Below are 23048 nucleotides of genomic sequence, written 5' to 3'. Positions count from 1 at the left end.
GGGGTCCGGAAGACTATGCAGCGAGGTTTCTGTCAGATAAAACGAAACAATAAACGCCGATGGACATAAAAAACTTATGACGATGTCATGCGCCACAACCTGAATCTCAATTGGCTGCGCAGTTTCGAGGCAACGGCGCGATTGCTGAGCTTCACCGCCGCCAGTCATGAAATCGGCCTGACGCAAACCGCCGTCAGCCAACATATCAAGGCGCTCGAGACGCAGCTTGGCCACAAGCTTTTCCTGCGCCGCCCCAAGAGCCTGCACCTGACCGATGTCGGCAAGGCCTACCTGCCGGCGGTACGCGGCGCGCTTGACGCGATCGAGATGTCGACCACCGGCCTGTTCGGACCGCGCCGGGCCAGCACGATCACCATGCGCGCCTCGATGGCGTTCATCATGTGGATTTCTTCCCGGCTGGACGGCTTCCTGAAGGACCATCCCGATATCGGCATCAAGACGATGACCGCCATCTGGACGGCCCCCGACCAGAACCCAATCGATATCGATATCGTCCTCGCCCCGAAACAGCATACAAGATCGGATCTCGAACTGTTGGCGGACGAAGCGATCGTTCCCGTCCACAGCGCCGCATCCGCCCGCAAGATAAGAACACCCCGGGACTTGCTGGAACAGCCCCCGATCCATATCACGGGTTTTGACGATCACTGGGCGCGATATCTTTCCGGGCACGCGCTGAAACCGGCGACCTCCGGCGGGCGGCTGATCACCGACACCTCGACCGCCGCGATCGAGATGGTCGCGACGGGGCTGGGCTGCGCTGTGGTCATCGAAAGATTCGCGCGACAGGCGATCAAGGCGGGACAGAAAATCCGCATCGTCGGTGAGCCCATGGACCTTGGGCAGTCTCATTATCTTGTCCGGACCGAGCACCGCACGGCAATCCAACCGCACGTGGAAGCATTCAGGTCGTGGCTACGGCGCCAGTTCTAGGCGCGGCGCGAAGATATGGCTCAGAATTCGCGCCCCGCCGTCCATTCCCCCCAGCGCATCGTCGCATTCGCCCCGAGATAGGTCAGCGGCGCCGGCGGCAGGCGGCGCGGGGCGGGCTGGGCCAGCACCTCGCGGAGCAGGTCGGAGCTCTGCCCGGAGGCCAGCTCGGCCATCAGCATTCCGTGCAGCGTCCCCTTGGCGACGCCCAGCCCGTTCTGGCAGCACGCCGCGAAAAGCCCCGGCGCCACCTCGCCCAACGCGGGCGCGCCGTTCCAGCTCAGGCAAAGCCGCCCGCCCCAGCGATACTCCATCCCCACGCCCGCCAGCATCGGAAAGCGCGCGGCGAAGGCGCGGTCGTGATCGCGGCCCACCCGCGCAATGCGCCGCTGCGACACCTGCATCGCCGGGTCATGGGTGAACCGGTTGCGGATGATGATCCGGTCGCCCCCGGTCCCGCTGATGCGCCGCACGGTGGTGCCCATCGGGTCCGCCGGGGTCACGCCCCAGCGCGCCGCGCCGCCCAGCGCGCGCACCTCATCCGTGGTCAGCGCGCGGGTCATCGACGCATAGGTAAAGACATGCAGCAACCGCCCCCGAAACTGTCCGAAACTTTCGGCATGGCCGTTGACGGCAAGGATCACGCGCGGGGCGACAACCGATCCTCGCGGCGTCTGCGCCCCCCACGCGCCGTCGCGGCTCAGCCCCGTGACCGGGCTGTCCTCGAATATCCGCACGCCCGCGCCCGCCAGCCCCTTCGCCACGCCGCGCACGAAAAGCGCGGGCTGGATCATCACCGTGCCGGGGGTGAAAAGGCCGCTGCGGTAGTAGCGCGTGCCGGTCATCTCGCGCATGGCGTCAGCGTCGAGCATTTCATGCGCCTCGCGCAACCCCGCGAGATGCGCGGCGTAATCGAGGTTGTGCCGGTGGCCCTTGTCGCCCGCCGCCGCGTTCACCTTGCCGGTCGGCGCGAAGGCCTCGGCCGTCAGCCCGAATTCCGCCGCCATTTCCGCCGCGAACGCGATGGCCGCGCGATTGGCGCGGGTCTGCGCCGCGTCGCCCTGCTCTGCGCCCGCATAGCTTTCCGAGGCGAGGTCATGCGGCAGATCGATCATGAAGCCAGAGTTGCGCCCCGCCGGCCCCTCGCCGATGCGCGTCGCCTCGAGCAGCGCGATCCTCGTACCGGGGTGGAGCTGCGCCAGCCTGCGCGCCGCCGCCAGCCCGGCGAACCCGCCCCCGATGATCAGCCAGTCGGCGGTGATCGCATCCTCCAGCCGGTCGGGCGCAGGTTGTGCGGGCAGCAGGGCGCTCCAGCCGGAGGCGCCGGGATCGACGGGGAGGCGCGCGACCTTCACGGCAGGCTCAACTGCGCGGTGCGCCCGCCGTCCACGGCATAGACCTGCCCGGTGACAAAGCTTGCGGCGTCCGAGGCGAGCCAGCAGACAAGTTGCGCCACCTCGTCCGTCCGCCCGGTGCGCCGCAGCGGATGGATGCCGCCGATCTGCGCGCGGAAACGCGCCGGGTCCGGCTGGCTGTCGATGAAATCCTCGTTGAGCGGCGTGTCGATCCACCCCGGCGCGACCGCGTTGCAGCGCACGCCGTCCGCCCCGTGATCGACCGCCACAGCGCGGGTGAGCCCGTGCAGCCCGGCCTTGGACGCGCCATAGGCTGGGTGGCGCGGGTTCGCGCCCAGCCCCTCGATGGAGCCGACGTTGACGATGACCCCGCGCGCGGCGCGCAACAGCGGCATGGCGTGGCGGATCATCAGGAACGGCGCGGTGAGGTTGACCTGCAACTGCACATGCCAATCCTCGAGCGAGGTTTCCTCGACCGTGCCCTCGCGCATGACGCCCGCGTTGTTCACGAGGATATCGAGCCGCCCGGCCGCGTCCGCCACATGGGCGATCACCCGTTCGGGCGCTTCGGGTTCGGCCAAATCGGCGCGCACCGCCTCGAATTCCGCGGCGCCGCGCTGCGCGGTAAAGACCCGCGCGCCGCGTCGCGCCAGAAGCCGCGCGGTCGCTGCGCCCATTCCGCTCGATGCGCCGGTGACCAGCGCGACCTTGCCCTTGAACTCGCTCATCCGACCGGTTTCCCGCCGTTCACGGGCAGCAGCGCGCCGGTCATGTAGCGCGCCGCGTCCGAGGCGAGAAACAGCGCCACGTCGGCGATGTCCTCCGGCTCCGCGATGCGACCCAGCGGCACGCTTGCGTTCAGCGTGGCGATGCCCGCCTCGGGGTCGAGCCCGCGAATGGCGAAACCGGTGCGCAGCATCGGCGTGTTCACCTCGTTCGGGCAGACGGCGTTCACCCGGACGCCCTGGTGCGCGTGATCGCGCCCCAGGCATTCTGTGAGCGAGGCAAGCGCCGCCTTCGACATGACGTAAAGCGGATGGTTCGGCCCCGGTTGCAGCCCCCAGCAGGACGCGGTGTTGACGATCGCCCCGCCGCCCGCCGCCGCCATGATCGGGATCGCCGCGCGGCAAAGGCGCATCGGCGCCTCCACGTTGACGCCCATCGTCAGCGCGTAATCCGCATCCGTCGCCGTGGTGATGTCGCCGCGCGTGATGACGCCCGCGTTGTTCACGAGGATGTCCAGCCCGCCGAGTTCTTCGGCCACCCGCCCCGGCAGCGCATCGCAGAACCCGCCGTCGAGCAGGTCGCCGTCGATGCGCGCTTCGGCCTCAAGCGCGCCGCAATCGCGATCGGTCACCGCCACCTGTGCGCCCTCGGCCCGCAGCCCGGCGACGATCGCCCGCCCGATGCCGCCCGCCGCGCCGGTCACCAGCGCCCTTTTTCCTGTAAACCGCATCATGCCTCCAGCACCGGCGCGCCGAACCGCGCGGCGTCTATCTCAAGCCCAAGCCCCGACCCCTCGGGTAGCGCGATCATGCCGTCCGTCACCTCGATCCCGCCGCGCGCGCAATAATGCCCCTCGATGTAGGGCGCGGCGATCCACACTCCTTCGAGCAGATCGGGCGCCACGGTGGCGCCGACATGGGCGCAGGCGGCGGCTATGACGTCGCCGCCCCAGCTGTCGTCGCAGGTATGCGGCAGGCGGTGCGCCGCGCAGATGTCGCGGACGACGGCCATCGGGTGCAGCCCGCCGATGCGCGTCACTTTCATCCCGAACCCGTCGACAAGCCCGCTCCCCGCGGCGTTCACCACCGTCGAGAGGTCAACCGCGTTCTCGTCCATGTAGAGCGCGTGGCGAATCTGCGGGCGTATCTGGCGCAGCTCGTCGATGCTGTTGCAAGGCTGCTCCATGACAAAGGGGATATCCCCACATTCGCGGCTCACCCGGAGCGCGTCCCGCGTAGTCCAGCCGCGATTCCCGTCCACGGCAAGACGCGCGCGCCCGCCTACCGCTTCCCAGACCTTGCGCAGCACGGCGATGTCGATCGCCACGTCCCGCCCGCCGACCTTGATCTGAAGCCGGGGATAGCCCTCGGCCACCTTCTCGGCGGCGATGCGCGCGATCTCGTCCGGCGCGCCCACGCCGGTGGCGTAGTAGGACGGCACGCGCTCCTGCGCGACGCCGCCCAGGAAATCCGCCACGCGCCGCCCGGTCGCCCTGCCGATGAGGTCATGCGCCGCGATGTCGATGGCGGCCTTGGCGTAGTTGTGCCCCGTCAGCAGCCCGTCCATCGCCCGGTGCAGCGTGAGCGGCGCGATCTCGACCCCGATCAACCCCGGCGCCATCGCGCCGAGCGCCGCGAGCGCGCCGCCCGGATGCGCCTCGGCATAGGTGGGGCCGACGGGGCAGGTTTCGCCCCAGCCGACGATTCCGTTATCGCTCACCACCCGCACCAGCGTACTGGTCAGCGACCAAACCTGCGCGCAGGCCATCGTGTAGGGGCCGTTGCGCACCGGCAGTTCGGCCTGGTAGATCTGGATGCTTGCGATCTTCACCGTGCTAGCGGTCCTGGTTGAGCGCGTCGGCGGGCGGGATCTCGCGCTCTCGCCGGGCGATGTAGTCGAGCAGCGCCTCGTTCACGGCCTCGTCGAGCCGGGGCTCCTCGTAGGCGCCCAGCAGGTCGCGCGTGTAGGCCAGCGCGCGCGCGTTGATCTCGATCGCCCCCTCGGCCTGCCATTGCTCGATCGAGTTGTTGTCGAACAGTTCCGGCATGAAGAACGCGCGCTGGAAATTCTCGAGCGTATGCGCATGGCCCAGGTAATGCCCGCCGGGGCCGATATCGGCGACCGCCGCCAGCGCCTCGTCGAAATCGTCCCAGCGGATTCCTTGCGCCATGCGGTAGGCCATCGCGCATTGCTCCGCGTCCACCACGAATTTCGCCATTGAGCAATGCATCCCCGCCTCGTTCCAGCCGGCGGCGTGCCACATGTAGTTGGTCCCCGCCATTTGCAGCGCCATCAGGGTCGTCGCACTTTCATACCCCGCCTGTGCGTCGAACGTCTTGGCCCCGCCCAGGCTGGTCGAGGACCGCCACGGCACGCGGTAGAACCGCGCCATCTGGCCGATCATCAGGTTCATGAGCGATATTTCAGGCGTGCCCGCCATCGGCGCGCCGGATTTCATGCTGACCGTGCTGAGGTAGTGGCCGTAGATCGCCGGACACCCCTTGCGCACGACCTGCGTGTAGGCCAGCGCGCTCAGCGCCTCGGCGTTGAGCTGCGCCACCGTGGGCGCGACGCTTGCGGGCGTGTTCGCCCCGCCCAGTACGAAGGGCGAACACAGCACCGGCTGGTTACGCTTGTTGAACGCGCGCATCGCCCCCAGCATGGTTTCGTCCCACACCAAGGGCGAGTTGCCGTTGCAGTTCCCGGTGACGACCGGGTGGGTCTCCATGAACTCCGCGCCGAAGAGGATCGCGCACATCTCCATCACGTCCTCGGCGTTCTTCGGGCTCGTCGTCATGCCCATGAAGGTCTTGTCCGAGTGTTTCATCGAAGAGTAGGTGATGCGCAGATGCCGCTGGCTGATCGGGTGATCGTAGGGCTCCACGATATGATGCGCCGAGGAATGGATCGCCGGCAGCATGTGGCTCAGCTTGTGGAAATTGGCGAGATCCTCCAGCGTCGGATTGCGCCGCACGTCGTTCAGATCGCGCAGGTAAGGCGCGCCGGTCATCGGCACGAACATCGCATGATCGCGCCCGAAGGGCAGGTTGTTGGCCGGATTGCGCGCGTGATAGGTGAACGTCTCGGGGATGGTCGCGATCAATTCCCGCACGAGGCCGCGGTCGAGATAGACCGTCTCGCCCTCCACCCTGGCCCCCGCGCCGCGCCAGTCGGCGAGCGCCGTATCGTCGCGAAAGACGACGCCGATATTCTCGAGTATGTCCATCGACGCGGCGTCGATCCGCTCGATCTCAACCTCGTCCATCGGCTCGGTCAGCGGCAGGCCGCGCCTGAGCGCCGGCAGCATGGTGAAATCGCGCGCCTTGCGGATCGCGGTGCGCGCGCCGCGCCCGCGGCGGGCGGGTTTCAGCGTCTGTGTCTCCATCGTTCCCTCCCCGCCCCGGACGTGGCCGGGGTCTCCCCTCTGCAACCAGGAGCCCGGCCCAAGGGCCGGCGCCCCGCGCCTTCAGCCCACGTTGTCCCCTTCCGCCGGATCGCTCAGGTCGATCCAGATCGTCTTCAGTTCGGTGAATTGATCATGGGCATGAATGGAATTGTCGCGCCCGCCGAATCCCGACTGTTTATAGCCTCCGAAGGGCGTGGAAATGTCGCCTTCGCCGTAGCAGTTGACGGTCACTGTGCCGGCGCGAATCTCTCGCGCGGCGCGAATCGCGGTCCGCGCGTTGGCGGTGAACACGCTTGCGGCCAGCCCGTAGCTCGTGTCGTTGGCCAGCCGGATCGCCTCTTCGGTGCTGGCCACCTCGATCACCGACAGGATGGGGCCGAAGATCTCGTCCTGCGCGCGCGCATCGTCCACCTTCACCTCGTAAACCGTGGGCGGCACGAACGCGCCCTCGGCCGTCCCACCCACGATCGCCTCGCCCTTGAGATAGGCGGCGACCTTACTGCAATGCTTCGCGTCGATGAGCGCGCCAAGATGGTTCGCCGGGTCGAGCGGATCGCCCGTCTTCCAGTCGCGGATACGCGCGACGATGCGCTCCATCAGCGGCTCCTTCACGTCCTTGTGCACGATCAGGCGCGAGGCGGCGCTGCAATTCTCGCCCATGTTCCAGAACGCGGCGTTCACCACATGCGCGGCGACGTGGTCGAGGTTCTCGGCGTCCGCCAGCACCACGGCGGGGTTCTTGCCGCCGCATTCCAGCGTGATCTTCTTCATGTTGCTGTCGGCCGAATAACGCAGGAACCGCTTTCCGGTCTCGGTCGAGCCGGTAAAGCTCACCATGTCGACGGCGCGGTGCAGGCCCAGCGGTTCGCCCACCGATGGCCCGTCGCCCGGCAGCACCTGAAGCACGCCGGCGGGCAGGCCCGCCATGCTCGCCAATTCCGCGATGCGCAGCGCGGTCAGCGTCGTCTGCTCGGCCGGCTTCACGATCACCGAATTGCCCGCGGCCAGCGCCGGGCCGATCTTCCACGCCATCATCATCAGCGGGAAGTTCCACGGCAGCACCGCGCCGACCACTCCGATGGGTTCGCGCACGATCATCGCCACGGCGTCATCCCCGGCGGGCGCGGTCTGGTCGTAGAGCTTGTCGATCAGCTCGGCGTGCCACTTGATGGTGTCGATCGTCTCAGGAATATCGATACTCACGCAATCGCGGATCGGCTTGCCCGAATCGAGGCATTCCATCACCGCCAGTTCGTTCCTGCGCCGGGTGATGAGCTTGCAGAGCCGGATCAGCACGTCCTTGCGCTCGGACGGGTGCAGCCGCGACCAGTCGCCCCGCTCGAACGCTTCGCGCGCCTTGGCGACGGCGAAATCCACGTCATCGGCGCCGGCCGTGCTGATCGAGGTCAGAACCTCGCCGGTGGCGGGGTTCAGCGTGTCCATCATCGGCCCCGACCCCTTGCGGAACTTGCCGTCGATATAGGGCGCGGCGGGCAGGTCGATCTCGGCCGCGATGGCGGCGTATTCGGCGCGTGTGAGAAACTCGGTCATTTCGAGACCCCTTCCATAACACTGATTGCGTGCGAGATCGGATGCCTATCCGAAGCCCGGCCTGCGTCCGGGCGGGCCATTCGCCAGCTCGCACTCATTTTGCCTCTCCTTCGATGGCGGCGATGGCGGTGTTCATTGTGCGGATCACCTCCTCCAGCGCGCGCTTGTCGTCCTTGTTGAGCGGATGCAGCGGCTTGCGGGGCGGTCCGGCGGGGATGCCGCGCATGGTCAGCCCGTGCTTGATGCACTGGATGAACTTGCCGCCCTGCTCCAGCACGCGCATCAAAGGCAGCATCGCCGACATGATCGCGCGCCCGCGCGTGAAATCGCCCTCGACCGCGCAGGCCCGCCACAGCGCGACATGCGCCTCGGGGGCGAAGTTGCCGCCCGCGCAGACCCAGAACCGCGCGCCCCAGGCGAAGAATTCGAGCGCCTGGTCATCCATCCCGCACCCCAGCCCGATATGCGGGTAATCCCGCGCCAGCATGTGCAGCCGGTTGATGTCGCCCGAGCTTTCCTTGATGCCGCAGAAATTGGGCGAACGGCCCAGCCGGTCGAGGCATTCCTCGTCCATGTTCACGCCCATCCGCCCCGGGTAGTTATAAAGCATCACCGGCAGGTTCGCCGCCCGGTCGATCGCAAGGCAGTGCAGCGCGATCTCGCGCCCCGTCGGGCAGGAATAGGGCGGCGTGGCGACCAGCAGCGCATCGGCGCCGATCTCCTTGGCGGCCCTCGCGTAGGTGACGGAATTCTCGGTCTGCATGTCGCCGGTGCCCGCGACCATCGGCACGCGGCCATCGATCAGCTTCTTCAGCCGCTCGAACAGCCAGAGCCGCGTCTCCATCGACTGCGCGTAATATTCCCCCGTCGTCCCGGCGACGACGATCCCCGCGACGCCCGCGCCGATCAGCAGCTCGACCGTGTCGGCCAGCGCCTCCTCGTTGATGGTGAAATCGTCGTGATAGGGGGTGACTATGGGAACGTAGATGCCGTCAAACTGCATGGGCCTGGTCCTTTGTCGTATCGAGGTCGAGCGGCAGCGGATCGGGCGTCACGTAACGCTCCAGCCGGTCGCGGGAGAGATCCCAGTGCGCAAGCGTGAGATCGACGGCGCGCTCCGCATCTTGCGTCTCGATCGCGCCGATCATCTGCTCGTGATGCAGGCAGGCGGTGGCGATCCGCTGCTTTTCGTCCGCGCAGGTGGGGCGGTAGAACGTCTGGCCAAGCCGCGTGTGGTCGATCAGCATCCGGCGCAGCGCCGGCATCAGGTAGGGATTGTGCGCCATCTCGCCCAGCGTCTCATGAAAGCGGTGGTTGAGCAGCGCGGCGCCCCCGGCGTCCTGCGCTTCGGTCGCGGCGCGGAACGCCTCCTGCGTGGCGCAGAGCGGCGCGATCTGCTCGGGGCGGCGGTTGCTGGCGGCAAGACGCGCGATGTTGGCGTAGATCAGCGGCGCGGTCTGGAAGAACATCCGCAGCACCGGCAGATCCATCGAGGCCACCTTGGCCCCGCGGTTGCGCTCGAGCCGCACGTAACCGTCCCCGGCAAGCCTTTGCAGCACCTCGCGCATCGGCGTGCGCGACATGCCGTAAGCGTCGCAGAGCGACACCTCGTCAAGATCCGCGCCCGGTGCGATCTGCTGGGTCAGGATCCGCATCCGGAGATCGTCGAGACACTGTTTCTTGCGTTCCCCGGCCATGCCACCCCCATATCGTACACAATCTGTATACAATTCGCCCGCCCTGTAAAGGGGGATTCATTCCCTGCCGGAGCCGCGCTCCGTTGCAGCTTGACAGCGGCGCGGGCCGAGTCCAACGCTGCCGCTCATGGATTTTCGTCCGGTGGGATATGTTGTCGGCCTCACGGTCATGGCGCTGGGGCTGGCGATGCTGGCTCCGCTGATGGTCGATCTCGCCGAAGGGCGCGGCGAATGGACGGTGTTCGCGCAATCCTCGCTTCTCACCATGCTCAGCGGCGGGCTGGTCGCGCTGACCTGCCGCAACGGGGTCGAGCAGGGGCTGACCATCCAGCAGACCTTTCTGCTGACCACCGGCGTCTGGGTCGTGTTGCCGCTTCTGGGGGCGCTGCCCTTCATGCTGGGCGAAAGCGAACTGCGCTTCGTCGACGCCTTCTTCGAGGCGATGTCGGGGCTGACCACGACCGGATCGACCGTGATGTCGGGGCTTGACGATCTCCCGAAGGGACTGCTGCTCTGGCGCGGCATCATGCAGTGGCTGGGGGGCATCGGGATCATCATCGTCGCGATGGTGTTCCTGCCCGAACTGCGCGTCGGCGGGATGCAGATATTCAAGGCCGAAGCCTTTGACACGATGGGCAAGATCCTGCCCCGCGCGACCGAGATCGCGTCGCGAATATCGGTGATCTACCTCGCGCTCACGCTGGTCTGCGTCACCGCCTACGTCCTGGCGGGGCTCAACATGTTCGACGCCATCGTGCACGCCATGACCACGATCGCGACCGGCGGCATGGCCAATTACGACGCCTCCTTCGTCGCCCTGCCAGCGTCGAGCGAATACGTCGCCTCCTTGTTCATGGCGCTGGCCGCCCTGCCCTTCGTGCGGTTCGTGCAACTGACCGCCGGAACCGCGCGCCCGCTGCTGACCGACCCGCAGGTGCGCGCCTACCTGCTGACGCTGTTCGCCATCATCGGCTCCCTCACGCTCTGGCGCTTCATCCAGGCCGGCGACGCCAGTGAAAAGACCTTTCGCGAAGTGCTGTTCAACACCATCTCGATCATGACCGGCACCGGCTACGCGAGCGAAAACTACATGACATGGGGGCCGCTGCCGATCGCGGTGATCTTTCTCACCGGGCTGATCGGGGGCTGCGCCGGCTCGACCGCCTGCTCGATCAAGATCTTCCGCTACCAGCTCCTGTTCGCCTCGATCCGCGTGCAGATGCGCCGCATCCGCACGCCTCACGGCGTTTTCACGCCGCGCTACGCGGGGCGGCCGGTGGCGGATGACGTGCTGAACTCGGTCATGGCGTTTTTCGTCTTCTTCATCGTGTCGCTGGGCGTCATCTCGGTGCTGCTCTCGCTTACCGGGCTCGACTTCGTCACGTCGATCTCGGGCGCGGCGGCGGCGCTGGCCAATATCGGCCCCGGGCTGGGCGACACCATCGGCCCGGCGGGGAATTACGCGCCTCTCAACGACACCGCGAAATGGATCCTGAGCGCGGCCATGCTGATCGGGCGGCTGGAACTGATGGCGGTCTACGCGATCTTCACCATCAATTTCTGGCGCAGCTGAACGGCGTCACCCGATGCGGCCCACCGGCCCCGCCGCACCGGTCTGCGCGCGCTGAAGCAGCAGCTGGTCGAGCAGAACGCAGGCCATCATCGCCTCGCCGACCGGAACCGCACGGATGCCGACGCAGGGGTCGTGCCGGCCCTTCGTCACCACCTCCATGGCCGAGCCGTCCCTGCGGATCGACCGGCGCGGGCTGAGGATCGACGACGTCGGCTTGACCGCGAACCGCACGACGATCTCCTGCCCGGTGCTGATCCCGCCAAGGATGCCGCCCGCGTGGTTGGACCCGTATTCCGGCCCGTCCTCGCCCATGAAAATCTCGTCCGCGTTGCCGGTTCCGGTCAATTCCGCCGCGGCCATGCCTTCGCCGATCTCGACGCCCTTGACAGCGTTGATGCTCATCATCGCGGCGGCCAGGGCGGTGTCCAGCTTGGCATAGACCGGCGCGCCGAGGCCGGCAGGCACGCCGCGCGCCACCACTTCGACCACCGCCCCGACCGAATTGCGGTCCTTGCGCTGCGCTTGCAGGTATTTCTCCCATTCCGGCGCGGCCTGAGCGTCGGGCAGCCAGAAATCATTGCCCTCGATCGCGTCCCAGTCGAACCGCGCGCGGTCCAGCGCCATCGCGCCCATCCGCACCATGTACCCCTTGACCGCGATCCCCGGCACGAGGTCTTCCAGCACCGCCCGCGCCACGCCCCCCGCCGCCACCCGCGCGGCGGTTTCGCGCGCGGAACTGCGTCCGCCGCCGCGATAGTCCCGCAGCCCGTATTTCTGGTGATAGGTGATGTCGGCATGGCCGGGGCGGAACGTGTCCGCTATGTCGCCATAGTCGCGGCTGCGCTGGTCGGTGTTCTCGATCATCAACTGGATCGGCGTGCCGGTCGTGCGCCCCTCGAACACGCCGGACAGGATTCGCACCGCGTCCGGCTCATTGCGCTGGGTCATGTTCTTGTTCTGCCCGGGCCGCCGCCGGTCCAGCCAGTGCTGGAGCATCGCCTCGCTCACCGCCACGCCGGGCGGGCAGCCATCGACCGTCGCCCCGAGCGCGGGACCGTGGCTTTCGCCCCAGGTGGTGACGCGAAAGAGATGTCCGAACGTGTTGAAACTCATGGCGCGGCTCCTTTGGTCGCGGGTGTAGCCGCGCCGCCGGGGGGCCTCAAGGATTTTCAGTCCCCCCTCAACCCTCTTCCACCGGGGCCACCACGAGGCGATGCGCGGCAACGCGGGTGCAGAAGTATAGCCACCCCGCTCCGCCGAGGAACTTGAACCCCTCCTCCAGCGCCTGCGACGCGCCGTAGGAAATCGGCAGGATCTCCTGCACCGCGTCCACGATCACCGACATCGCGAGGAACCCGCCCGCCATAAGGAACGCGGTCCCGTCCACGCGCGCGATCAGCGGCCAGAAGCGGCGGATCAGGTAATAGAGGAACAGGATGTAGAGCGGGATCAGGATGCCTTCGGTCAGGAACCGGTCGTGGATCATGAAGAAATCGTCCAGCGCCAGGAAGAACGAGAAGCCCGCCAGCAACAACGCCAATCTCCGATGCGCGCCGGTCGCGCCGCGCCCCTCGACCACCACGCGGAACGCCGCCACGCTCGCCGCCGCGACCCAGAGCCAGGCGCCAAAGCTTGAAACGAAGCCGAGGAAGCTCGACTCTCCCGTGGTCTGCGCGGTGTCGCGCAGGATCTCGACCAGGGTGAACCCCGCCTGCGTGAGGATCAGCAGCGCCAGCAGGTAAAAGACCAGCGCCGGAACGCAGCAGACCAGCACCGCCCGCCGGATGCTGTCCCGCGTCAGAACCCGCATCATGTCGGAAATGAACGCCATCATCGGTCTCCCCCTGCCCCGTTCCTGCCAGGGTCGATGTGGCACGTCCCGCGCCCGGCGGGAAGCCCGAATATGCGCAGGTTCAGCCCTTCACCACCTTCTGCGGCGAAATCACGTCGATCCCGAGCGCCTTGCCCACCGCGTAATAGGTCAGCTGCCCGGCATGGACGTTAAGACCGTTGAGCAGATTCTCGTCCTCCGCGCAGGCCTGTTTCCAGCCCTTGTCGGCCAGCGCGAGCATGAACGGCATCGTCGCGTTGCCCAGCGCGATGGTCGAGGTCCGCGCGACCGCGCCGGGCATGTTGGCGACGCAGTAATGGATGATCCCGTCGACCTCGTAGATCGGGTCCTCGTGGGTGGTGGGCTTGGACGTCTCGAAACAGCCGCCCTGGTCGATGGCGACATCCACGAGGACGGAACCGGGGCTCATCACGCCCAGTTGCTCGCGGCTCACCAGCTTGGGCGCGGCGGCGCCGGGGATCAGCACCGCGCCGATCACCATGTCCATGCGCGGCAGCAGGTCCTCGACCGCCCCCTTGTCGGAATACTGTGTCGTCAGGCGGCCCATGAACACGTCGTCAAGATATGACAGCCGCGGCACCGACCGGTCCAGCACCGTCACGTTGGCGCCCATGCCCACCGCGACCCGCGCCGCCGCGGTGCCGACGACGCCGCCGCCGATGATCGCGACGTTGGCGGGGCGCACGCCGGGCACGCCGCCCATCAGCACGCCGCTGCCGCCATTGGCCTTTTGCAGCGCCCATGACCCGCTCTGCGGAGCCAGCCGCCCGGCCACCTCGGACATCGGCGCCAGAAGCGGCAGACCGCCACGCGCGTCGGTCACCGTCTCGTAGGCGATGGCGGTGCACCCGCTGGCGAGCAGATCCTTCGTCTGCTCGGGATCGGGGGCGAGATGCAGGTAGGTAAAGAGCACCTGCCCCTCGCGCAGCATCTTGCGCTCGACCGCCTGCGGTTCCTTGACCTTCACGACCATCTCGGCGCCGGCGAATATCTCCTCGGCGGTATCGACGATCCGCGCGCCCGCATCCACATAGTCGGCGTCGGTAAAGCCCGCGCCGATCCCCGCCCCGGCCTGGATCATCACCTCGTGGCCGTGATGCACCGCCTCGCGCGCGGCGTTCGGGGTCATTCCGACGCGGAACTCCTGTGGCTTGATTTCCGTCGGGCAGCCGATCTTCATACGATTCTCCTCCTGTTTGACGGCATGATGCCGCAACCGCCGCGCAAACGTGGCCAATTAACTCTCGCAATTAGCGGTTTTATTCGAATATTCTTCGCCATATGAACTTCGTTACTCAAAAGGCTTGCACAATGTCCGTCGACGCCACCGATCGCCGCATTCTCACCGTCCTGCAACGGCAAGGCCGGATTTCGAACGCCGACCTGGCCGAGCGGATCAACCTCTCGCCCAGCGCCTGCCACCGCCGCGTTCAGCGGCTCGAGGCAGAGGGCTATATCAGCGGCTACGTCGCGCTGCTGGACGCGCGCAAGCTTGGCGTGCCGGCCACCGTCTTCGTGGAGATCACCCTCTCCACCCAGGCCGAGGACGTGCTGGGCGCGTTCGAGACGGCGGTCGCGCGCATCCCCGACGTGCTGGAATGTCACCTGACGGCGGGCACCGCCGACTACATCCTCAAGCTCGTCGCCGAGGACACCGAGGATTTCGCCCGCATCCACCGCCAGCACCTCGCCCGGCTGCCGGGCGTGGCCAAGATGCAGTCGAGCTTCGCGCTGCGCACGGTCTGCAAGACGACCGCGCTGCCGGTCTGACGCAGCGGACCAACCGCAACGGCGCACAGGAATGTTATCCTCCCCACCCGAACAAAAATGCCGTAAAGTCATTGAGTACCAAACAGTACATGATCCCGGAGGGTGTGAAACCTATGCTGACGAGACGCCATTTCATCCAGACAACCGGCGCGCTGTTCTCCGCCGCCGCGCTGCCGGCGTCGCTTCACGCCGCGCCGAAATCCTCGCCCGGCATGTGGGCGAAATGGGACGCACAGGTGACGCCGCCGAACTACGATCCGGCGACGTCGAATCCCTGGGGGCTGAAACCCCGCTTCATGCCGGCGCGGGTCAAGGCGAATGACGGGCTGCGGCCGGGCGACATCCATGTCGACGCCGTGGCGCGCTATCTCTACTTCATCGAGGAGGGCGGCACGGCGATGCGCTATGGCGTCGCCATCGCGCGCGGCGACCTGTACGAGCCGGGCACCTACACCATCAAGCGCAAGGCGAAATGGCCGACATGGACGCCCACCGCCAAGATGATCAAGCGCGAGCCGGAAAAATACGCCCAGTTCGAGGACGGCGTCCCCGGCGGCCCGACCAACCCGCTGGGCTCGCGCGCGTTCTATCTCTACGAGGGCAATCGCGACACCTATCTGCGGATCCACGGCACGCCGACGCCGCGTTCCGTGGGCGGTCGGGCCAGCTCGGGCTGCGTGCGCATGGTGATGGCCCACATCATCGGCCTCTACGACCGGGTCGCGCTCGGGTCCACCGCGCATCTCTACCCGACCGAAAACTACGTCACCGCGCGCAGCTGAGGCGGCCCCGCCCCGGCGGGGCGGCTCAGGCGGCCGCGTCCTTCGCCGTGCAGATCGGCCGCCCGTCGCGCGTGCGCAGCGGCAGCCACGTGGTCTCGACCGGACCGGCGTAGAGATACCACAGGCAGCCGTCCTCCGGCGCGACGCGCACCGATGTCAGGTCCTGGCTCGGCGCGGCCATCTCCTTGATGTTCTCGGGCACCGTCGACAGCACGCGCGGCACGTTCGGCCGCGCCGGCGACGCCATCTCTGCTGTCTCGACGCATCCCGCCACCGCCAGCGACAGACCCAGCAGGCCCGCGATCCTCTTCTTCATCATTCCCCCATCCGGATTGTTTCAATTTCAGCTACATTGCTTGCACTACCGCCCGAATTGCAAGCAATCCGATGACGTCGCGGGCGGCATTGCCACTCAGCGTGGCTCTTGGACAATCTCGAGGAGCGACGGGAACGAATAGAGGCCCGGTGCGCGTCCCGCCGGAGGCTCGAGCACTTTCAGGAACCCCGCATCGACCAGCTTGCGGGTAAAACTGTGCGCGGTCTGTCTGGGTATGCCGGCATTCCGAGTGAAGCGATTGTTGCGAAAGATCGGGTTGGCGAAGATGTAGTCCAGCGCATCGCCGGACCAGTGCGAACGCAACACATCACGGAAGGCCTCGCGCATATCGCCATAATGCGCCTGGATTTCATTGACCATGACGAGGTTGTCACCGGCCTGCTCGCTCAGGGCGTCAAGGAAGAACCGACACCAGCCTGTCCAGTCCCCATCGGAGGAAACAGCGCGCAGACGTTCGATGTATTCTTCCTTGTTGCGCTCGAAATAGTCGCTGACGAAGAAACGCGGCGCGCTGAGCACGCCCTGCTGCCACAGCATCAGCGGGATCAGCATACGCCCGACCCGGCCGTTGCCATCATCGAACGGGTGGAGCGCCTCGAACTCGGCATGCGCGATCGCCGTCTTGAAAAGCGGCTGCATGTCGCTTTCGTTCACGAACACGACAAGCGATTGCATCGCGGCAGTCAGGTCCCCGGCATTGATCGGGATAAAGTCGATCTTCCGTCCTCGCCGTTCGCCGATGTAATTCTGGTCCGCCTTGTATTCCCCGGGGCGCCTTTCGGCGCCGCGCCCGTGGCTGAGGAGGACTCGGTGCGCCGACTTGATGAGATGTTCGGAAATTCGATAGCCCTCGGCAATCTGGTCCTCGGCCTGTCGCAGGGCGCGCGCGTAGAGCGCCACTTCCAGTGCGTCGTTTCGCGATGTCGTCGACATCGCGTTTTCATTCGCATCCGCCTCGAGCCGCAGCACCTCTTCGATGGTCGAAATTGTGCCCTCCATGCGCGACGAAACGACCGCGTCGCGGGCGCGGAGCGGGGCGAGCAGCAATTCACTATTGGGAAGCTGCCGCAATAGCGTGTCATATTTGGTAAGCGCGACAAGCGCCCCGGCAAACGGCGCCTGAAGCACGTTCAGGTCGGGTGCGGGCGGCGGGAATTGGCCATAGTGGTAGTCCACCGCGTCCGAACGGTCATATATTGTGTTGTGTATAAGAACTTCGGTTTTGGCTACCATGAAAGCCGTTGTATCGGAGGCGTCATACTCAAACAACTTGAATATGATATCGTCGCCACCTCTATATTCAAAATAGTTTGTGGTCAGTGGTGGCTACTCAAAACCGCTTGAGTACAGGAAAACCGGGAATCACAAACAAGAAACCCCGGCGTTTCCGCCGGGGTCCATAGGTTTTAAGCAAGGGACGCGGACGCTCAGGCGTCCTCGCCCTTCTTGATCTCTTCGCCGGTCTCCTGATCCACGACCTTCATCGACAGGCGCACCTTGCCGCGGTCGTCAAAGCCCAGCAGCTTGACCTTCACTTCCTGGCCTTCCTTCAGCACGTCCGAAGGATGATTCAGGCGGCGGTTTTCGATCTGGCTCACGTGGACCAGTCCGTCGCGCTTGCCGAAGAAGTTCACGAAGGCGCCGAAATCGACGATCTTGACCACCGTGCCGGTGTAGATCGCGCCTTCCTCGGGCTCGGCCACGATCGAATGGATCATGTCATAGGCCTTCTTGATCGCATCACCGTTGGGGCTGGCGATCTTGATGACGCCCTCGTCGTTGATATCGACCTTGGCGCCCGACACTTCGACGATCTCGCGGATGACCTTGCCGCCGGACCCGATGACTTCGCGGATCTTGTCGGTCGGGATCTGCATCGTTTCGATGCGCGGCGCGTGGACAGAAAACTCCTGCGCGCCGGTGATCGCCTTGTTCATCTCGCCGAGGATGTGCATCCGGCCTTCCTTGGCTTGCGCCAGGGCCTTCTGCATGATCTCGGGCGTGATGCCCGCCACCTTGATGTCCATCTGGAGCGAGGTGATGCCGTCTTTCGTGCCGGCCACCTTGAAGTCCATGTCGCCGAGGTGGTCCTCGTCGCCGAGGATGTCGGTCAGCACGGCATAGTCGCCGTCCTCTTCGAGGATCAGGCCCATCGCGACACCCGCCACGGCGGTTTTCAGCGGCACGCCCGCGTCCATCATGGAAAGCGACCCGCCACAGACCGACGCCATCGAGCTGGAGCCGTTCGATTCGGTGATCTCGCTGACCAGCCGGATGGTGTAGGGGAAATCCGTCGCCGCCGGCAGAACAGCCTGCAACGCGCGCCATGCGAGTTTCCCGTGACCGATCTCGCGACGACCCGGAGGGCCCACGCGACCCGCTTCACCGACCGAGTAGGGCGGGAAGTTGTAGTGCAGCAGGAAGTTCGATTTGAAGTTGCCATGCAGCGCGTCGATGAACTGCTCATCGTCGCCGGTGCCGAGCGTGGTCACGACGAGACCTTGCGTTTCACCGCGGGTGAAGAGCGCGGAGCCATGCGTGCGCGGCAGCAGGCCGGTTTCGCAAACGATGTCGCGCACTTCGTCGAGCGCACGGCCGTCGATCCGCTTGCCAGTCTTGACCACGTCACCGCGCAGCACCGTCGCCTCGAGCTTCTTCAGCGCGGAGGACAGGTTCGGGTCTTCCTGCTGTTCCTCGGTCAGCGCCTCGCGGATCGCGTCCTTGGCCGCGGCCACGGCGGTGGTGCGCTCCTGCTTGTCGGTGATGGCATAGGCGCTGCGCACCTTGTCCTCGCCCGCGGCGCGGACGGCCTCGTAAAGCTCCGAGTAGTCCGGCGCTTCGAAATCGAACGGCTCTTTCGCCGCTTCTTCGGCGAGGCTGATGATGCAGTCGATCACCGGCTGGATCTGCTCATGCGCAAAGTTCACCGCGCCGAGCATCTCGTCCTCGGTCAGCTCGTAGGCTTCCGATTCGACCATCATCACGGCGTCCTTGGTGCCGGCGACAACGAGGTCGAGACGCTGATCGGGGTTGTTCTTCAGCTCGTGCATGTCGTCGACGGTCGGGTTCAGGATGTATTCGCCATCCTCATACCCCACGCGGCAACCGGCAATCGGCCCGCGGAACGGCGCGCCCGAAATCGTCAGCGCGGCCGACGCGGCGATCATCGCCACCATGTCCGGGTCATTGACGAGGTCGTGGCTCAGCACCGTGCACATCACCAGCGTTTCGTTCTTGAAGCCCGGCACGAAGAGCGGACGGATCGGACGGTCGATCAGGCGCGCAGTCAGCGTTTCCTTTTCGGTCGGACGCGCTTCGCGCTTGAAGAAGCCGCCGGGAACCTTGCCCGCGGCATAGTATTTCTCTTGGTAGTGAACCGTCAGCGGGAAGAAATCCATGCCCGGCTTCGGTTGCTTGGCGAACGTGACGTTGGCCATGACGCTGGTTTCGCCCAGCGTGGCGATGACGGACCCGTCCGCCTGACGGGCCACCTTGCCCGTTTCGAGCGTGAGCGTTTCCTCGCCCCACTCGATCGATTTCTTAACTTCGTTGAACATCTGTCGTTTCCTGTTCTCGCCCGGATCGGGCGTTTGCGTAGGGGCCGTATTGCCCCTGACCCCGGTATCTTCTTTGTCTGGCGCTGAGGTCCGGGCGCCGGCTTTCAGATTCTGCGCGCATACAGGGTTTCACGGTGGAATGAAAGAGACACCGCACGGCGCGCCGCACATGTGTTGATTGTCGCACGGTGAATTGATCGCCGGCCCGGGGGCTTGCCTGCCCGGGCGTTCGCTGCGCATCCTGCGCAGATCGCGCCACGACAGGAGAATCCCATGGGTTTCGATCATCTGCTTTCCCCCCTCACCGTCGGCCCGCGTACCCTGCGCAACCGGGTTCTGGTGACGGCGCATGTGCCCGGCCTTTCCGTCGACGGCGTCCCGCGCGAGGCCTACGCCGCCTATCACCGCGAACGCGCGCGCGGCGGGGCGGGGTTGCAGATCACCGGCGCCGCGCCGGTCCACGCCTCGAGCGGGCGGGGCGGGCGCGCGCTCGCCAATGTGGACGACCGGGTGATCGAGGGCTACCGCATGGTGTCCGACGCCGTTCACGAGGAAGGCGGCGCGATCCTCGCCCAGCTTGCGCATTACGGGCCGACGCTGGGCGACACGGCCCCCGGCGCGCCCCTCTGGGGGGTCAGCGGCAAGGCGTCCGAACTCGCCCGCGTGCAGGCGCACGAGATGACCATCCCCGAGATCGACGAAATGGTCGCCGCCTTCGGGGCGGCGGCGGGGCGCGCGCGCGCCGGCGGCATGGACGGGATCGAGATCCTCGCCGCCTTCGGCCTGCTGCTGGCGAATTTCCTCTCGCCCGCCACCAACACGCGCGGCGACCGTTACGGCGGCTCGCTCGAGAACCGGCTGCGCTTCCTGATCGAGGTGGCGCAGGCGGTGCGCGAAGCGGCCGGCCCCGATCTCATCGTCGGGATGCGCGTGCCCGGCGACGAATTCATCGAGGGCGGCATCGATATCACCCAGATGCGCGAGATCGCCCCGATGCTCGAGGCGACCGGGCATCTCGATTATCTCAACGTGATCGCCGGGCACAACATGGACCGCCTGCACCGCACGACGCACTGGCCGCCCACGCCCGCGCCGCACGGGCTGTTCGTCGACCTCGCCGCGCAGGTCAAACAGGTCGTATCGCTGCCGGTCTTCACCACCGGGCGCATCACCGACCCGGCGCTGGCCGAGCGGATCGTAGCGGAGGGCCGCGCGGACATGGTCGGCATGACCCGCGCCCATATTGCCGACCCCGAGATCGTCGCGAAAGTCAGGACCGGCAAAGCCGCCGAGATCCGCCCCTGCGTCGGCGCAAACGTGTGCATCAAGCGCGCGCTCGCCGGCGGACCGATCCGCTGCCTGCACAACCCCGAGGCGGCGCGCGAACATGACTGGGGCCCCGCCACGCCGGCCAAAGCGCCGCGCAAGGTGGCGGTGATCGGCGCCGGTCCCGGCGGGCTCGAGGCGGCGCGCGTCGCGGCCGAGCGCGGCCACCGCGTCACGCTCTACGAGGCGCAGCCGCATCTTGGCGGGCAGTTCATGCTGCGCGCCTCGATCCCCACCTGGAAGGAATTCCAGAAGGCCATCGACTGGCGCCGGCAGGTGCTCGAACGCCTGCAGGTCAGGATGGAGCTGGGCCGGCGGATCGAGGCGGCGGAGATCGACGCGCTCGACGCCGACGCCATCGTGCTGGCCACCGGCGCGCTGCCCCTGCCCCCCGAGATCGACAGCGACGGATCGGTCCCCGTGGTCACCCCCCACGCGCTGATCGAGAACGGCGCCGGCGCGGCGCAGCGCGCGCTGGTCTGGGACCGCGCGGGCGGCATCATAGGCGCGGGCGCGATGGAGGCGGCGAACGACATGGGGCTGATGCTCGATATCGTCACGCCGCAGCCCGCCGTGGCCGAAGACCTCGACATCGTGCGCCGCGTGCCGCTCTATGAACGGCTGTTGTCGGCAGGCGCGACCTTCCACCCCAATCACGACCTGCTGCGCATTGAGGGTGGCGGCGCGACGCTCGAAAACGTCTATTCCCTGCGCGAAGTGGCGGTTGAGCCCATCGATCTGATCGTCGCCTGGGACGGGCGGTTGGCCGTGACCGAGCTCCAAGAAGCGGCCGCCGCTTCGGGCCGCGACTGGCGCCTGATCGGCGACGCGCTGGCGCCGCGCACCGCCGAGGAAGCCTTCGCCGAGGGCGCGATGGCGGCGCGGGCGATCTGAACGGGGCGAACGGGTTAAAATCGGGCGCGGAACGATCCGGCATCGCCGCGAGTTAAGCTCTGCGATTGCATAGCGATGGAGCACGACGTGGCGCATGACCGATCCCACGGGTTACCGGACAACATGTTACAGTCACGCCTTCTCATCACACTCGGTTGGATGGGGATCTGTGGCTGCGCCGCGCTTATCGCCGGCGCGGTTGTCGCGGCCTTTCTCGTGCCGAACCATGACTGGATTTCGGACACCATCAGCGATCTTGCCGCCGGGCGTAGCGAGATCGCGATGGATATCGCGCTCTACGGCTTTTCGGTCGGACTGTTCGCCACGGCGCTTGGCGCTGCGCATCTACATCCGGGTGGCGGAGCCTGGTCCACCGGTATCTTCTGCCTCGCGATCCTTGCCGGGATCGTGATAATCGTCGGGGCGCGGAACGAATACGGCGATTCCGATAGCGATGGCGTGGTGATCCATAGCTACCTTGTCTACGCGCTCGGCCTGCTGTTTCTGGCCATGCCGCTCTGCATGGCGTGGGCGCTGCCGCACCACCATTCCCGCGTGCGGCGTGTCCTTATCGGACTCGGACTCCTCTGGGGGTGTACCGCGCCGGTTTTTTTCTTTCTGCCCACGGGCATAGACGGCCTGTACGAACGCGCGCTCGGCGTGATCGCGGCGGCGATGATTGTCACGCTCTGCACGGTGTTCATCGGCGCGGGCCGCTTGATCCGCGCCGAAAGGCAAGCGTGACGGTTCTTCAGACTGTCGCGCAGGCGTTCACGTCGATGCGGAACCGCTCGATGATGTCTCATGGGGCGGCGCCATAACGCCTGCCCGCCGGGCCGCGACAGACCGCCATGAAACACGAAACGCCCGCTCCATCCGAGCGGGCGTTTCCCCAATTTTCCGTCGTCACGGGCGCCGCGAATTGCGGCCCTGCGTCAGCGGCGGATGCCGAGCTTGGCGATCAGGACGCGGTAGCGCGGTTCGTCTTTCTTCTTGAGATAGTCCAGCAGCTTGCGGCGCTGGGCGACCATCATCAGAAGGCCACGGCGGCCGTGGTTGTCTTTCTTGTGGGTCTTGAAATGTTCGGTCAGCGTGGAAATCCGCGAGGTGAGGATGGCGACCTGAACCTCGGGCGAACCGGTGTCGCCTTCCTTGGTCGCGAATTCCTTCATCAGGCGTTGCTTTTCTTCGACAGTAATCGACATCGGGGTCTCCTTGGGGTCAGAGGTTGCGGGCGCAAGCCGGGATGTCGTCCAGCAAGGTCCATGGAA

Annotated in this window: 21 protein-coding genes; 6 read left to right on the top strand and 15 right to left on the bottom strand. The window is 66.5% G+C overall.

Going from position 1 to position 23048, the window contains the following annotated elements; all coding sequences use genetic code 11:
- Positions 1-87: 87 nt before the first annotated feature.
- Positions 88-954, top strand: a complete 867-nt coding sequence (locus tag D6850_RS01245; RefSeq protein WP_121163195.1) for a LysR family transcriptional regulator — start codon at positions 88-90, stop codon at positions 952-954.
- 20 nt (positions 955-974) lie between these two features.
- On the opposite strand, the gene D6850_RS01240 is transcribed toward D6850_RS01245, so the two are convergent.
- From D6850_RS01240 to D6850_RS01205, 8 genes are all read right to left on the bottom strand, one after another.
- On the bottom strand, positions 975-2306 hold the full coding sequence (locus D6850_RS01240; protein WP_121163193.1) for an NAD(P)/FAD-dependent oxidoreductase: 1332 nt from the start codon (positions 2304-2306) through the stop codon (positions 975-977).
- Positions 2303-3034, bottom strand: coding sequence for an SDR family NAD(P)-dependent oxidoreductase (locus D6850_RS01235; protein WP_121163192.1), 732 nt, complete (start codon positions 3032-3034; stop codon positions 2303-2305). The genes D6850_RS01240 and D6850_RS01235 overlap by 4 nt, the downstream gene beginning before the upstream one ends.
- Positions 3031-3765: an SDR family NAD(P)-dependent oxidoreductase gene (locus tag D6850_RS01230; RefSeq protein ID WP_121163191.1), complete on the bottom strand. Its 735-nt coding sequence runs from the start codon at positions 3763-3765 to the stop codon at positions 3031-3033. The genes D6850_RS01235 and D6850_RS01230 overlap by 4 nt, the downstream gene beginning before the upstream one ends.
- Positions 3762-4862 carry a mandelate racemase/muconate lactonizing enzyme family protein gene (locus D6850_RS01225; protein ID WP_121163189.1) on the bottom strand — a complete coding sequence of 367 codons (1101 nt, stop codon included), beginning with the start codon at positions 4860-4862 and terminating at the stop codon, positions 3762-3764. Before D6850_RS01225 ends, D6850_RS01230 begins: the two co-directional genes overlap by 4 nt.
- Positions 4863-4866: 4 nt before the next feature.
- The gene (locus D6850_RS01220) at positions 4867-6417 is read right to left on the bottom strand and encodes a trimethylamine methyltransferase family protein (RefSeq protein WP_121163188.1); all 1551 of its coding nucleotides are present in this window, start codon (positions 6415-6417) and stop codon (positions 4867-4869) included.
- 81 nt (positions 6418-6498) lie between these two features.
- Complete coding sequence (locus tag D6850_RS01215; protein ID WP_121163187.1) at positions 6499-7989, bottom strand: aldehyde dehydrogenase; 1491 nt, start codon at positions 7987-7989, stop codon at positions 6499-6501.
- Between the two features lie 94 nt (positions 7990-8083).
- Complete coding sequence (locus D6850_RS01210) at positions 8084-8992, bottom strand: dihydrodipicolinate synthase family protein (protein WP_121163186.1); 909 nt, start codon at positions 8990-8992, stop codon at positions 8084-8086.
- On the bottom strand, positions 8982-9686 hold the full coding sequence (locus tag D6850_RS01205) for a GntR family transcriptional regulator (protein WP_121163184.1): 705 nt from the start codon (positions 9684-9686) through the stop codon (positions 8982-8984). The genes D6850_RS01210 and D6850_RS01205 overlap by 11 nt, the downstream gene beginning before the upstream one ends.
- 127 nt (positions 9687-9813) lie before the next feature.
- Between D6850_RS01205 and D6850_RS01200 the strand changes: the two genes are divergently transcribed.
- Positions 9814-11259 carry a TrkH family potassium uptake protein gene (locus tag D6850_RS01200; protein WP_121163182.1) on the top strand — a complete coding sequence of 482 codons (1446 nt, stop codon included), beginning with the start codon at positions 9814-9816 and terminating at the stop codon, positions 11257-11259.
- A 6-nt stretch (positions 11260-11265) separates the two neighbouring features.
- On the opposite strand, the gene aroC is transcribed toward D6850_RS01200, so the two are convergent.
- The 3 genes from aroC to ald form a co-directional block, all read right to left on the bottom strand.
- Positions 11266-12372: a chorismate synthase gene (gene aroC / locus D6850_RS01195; RefSeq protein ID WP_121163181.1), complete on the bottom strand. Its 1107-nt coding sequence runs from the start codon at positions 12370-12372 to the stop codon at positions 11266-11268.
- Between the two features lie 67 nt (positions 12373-12439).
- The gene (locus D6850_RS01190) at positions 12440-13090 is read right to left on the bottom strand and encodes an oxidase (protein ID WP_147438840.1); all 651 of its coding nucleotides are present in this window, start codon (positions 13088-13090) and stop codon (positions 12440-12442) included.
- 82 nt (positions 13091-13172) lie between these two features.
- Positions 13173-14291, bottom strand: coding sequence for an alanine dehydrogenase (gene ald / locus D6850_RS01185; protein ID WP_121163179.1), 1119 nt, complete (start codon positions 14289-14291; stop codon positions 13173-13175).
- Positions 14292-14422: 131 nt separating this feature from the next.
- On the opposite strand from ald, the gene D6850_RS01180 reads away from it, so the two are divergent.
- Positions 14423-14881 carry an Lrp/AsnC family transcriptional regulator gene (locus D6850_RS01180; protein WP_121163178.1) on the top strand — a complete coding sequence of 153 codons (459 nt, stop codon included), beginning with the start codon at positions 14423-14425 and terminating at the stop codon, positions 14879-14881.
- A 113-nt stretch (positions 14882-14994) separates the two neighbouring features.
- A complete protein-coding gene (locus tag D6850_RS01175; RefSeq protein WP_121163176.1) occupies positions 14995-15663 on the top strand; it encodes a L,D-transpeptidase in 669 nt (222 codons plus the stop codon).
- Positions 15664-15688: 25 nt separating this feature from the next.
- Here D6850_RS01175 and D6850_RS01170 read toward each other — a convergent pair whose 3' ends face one another.
- From D6850_RS01170 to pnp, 3 genes are all read right to left on the bottom strand, one after another.
- Complete coding sequence (locus tag D6850_RS01170; protein WP_121163175.1) at positions 15689-15982, bottom strand: hypothetical protein; 294 nt, start codon at positions 15980-15982, stop codon at positions 15689-15691.
- 93 nt (positions 15983-16075) lie between these two features.
- Complete coding sequence (locus D6850_RS01165) at positions 16076-17233, bottom strand: Fic family protein (RefSeq protein ID WP_121163173.1); 1158 nt, start codon at positions 17231-17233, stop codon at positions 16076-16078.
- Between the two features lie 194 nt (positions 17234-17427).
- Entirely contained in the window at positions 17428-19557 is a 2130-nt protein-coding gene (gene pnp, locus D6850_RS01160; RefSeq protein ID WP_121163171.1) for a polyribonucleotide nucleotidyltransferase, read from the bottom strand.
- Positions 19558-19830: 273 nt separating this feature from the next.
- Here pnp and D6850_RS01155 point away from each other — a divergent pair, with 273 nt between their 5' ends.
- Positions 19831-21777 carry an oxidoreductase gene (locus tag D6850_RS01155; RefSeq protein WP_121163170.1) on the top strand — a complete coding sequence of 649 codons (1947 nt, stop codon included), beginning with the start codon at positions 19831-19833 and terminating at the stop codon, positions 21775-21777.
- A 75-nt stretch (positions 21778-21852) separates the two neighbouring features.
- Positions 21853-22521 carry a DUF998 domain-containing protein gene (locus D6850_RS01150; protein ID WP_245964062.1) on the top strand — a complete coding sequence of 223 codons (669 nt, stop codon included), beginning with the start codon at positions 21853-21855 and terminating at the stop codon, positions 22519-22521.
- 191 nt (positions 22522-22712) lie between these two features.
- Here the strand turns inward: D6850_RS01150 and rpsO are convergent, their stop codons facing one another.
- A complete protein-coding gene (gene rpsO / locus D6850_RS01145; RefSeq protein WP_121163167.1) occupies positions 22713-22982 on the bottom strand; it encodes a 30S ribosomal protein S15 in 270 nt (89 codons plus the stop codon).
- Between the last annotated feature and the right edge of the window lie 66 nt (positions 22983-23048).

Origin of the sequence: Roseovarius spongiae, assembly GCF_003651245.1 — a bacterium.
Classification (GTDB): Bacteria; Pseudomonadota; Alphaproteobacteria; order Rhodobacterales; family Rhodobacteraceae; genus Roseovarius; species Roseovarius spongiae.
The sequence above is the reverse complement of the archived record's forward strand: the minus strand, read 5'-3'. Positions and strand labels throughout refer to the sequence as shown.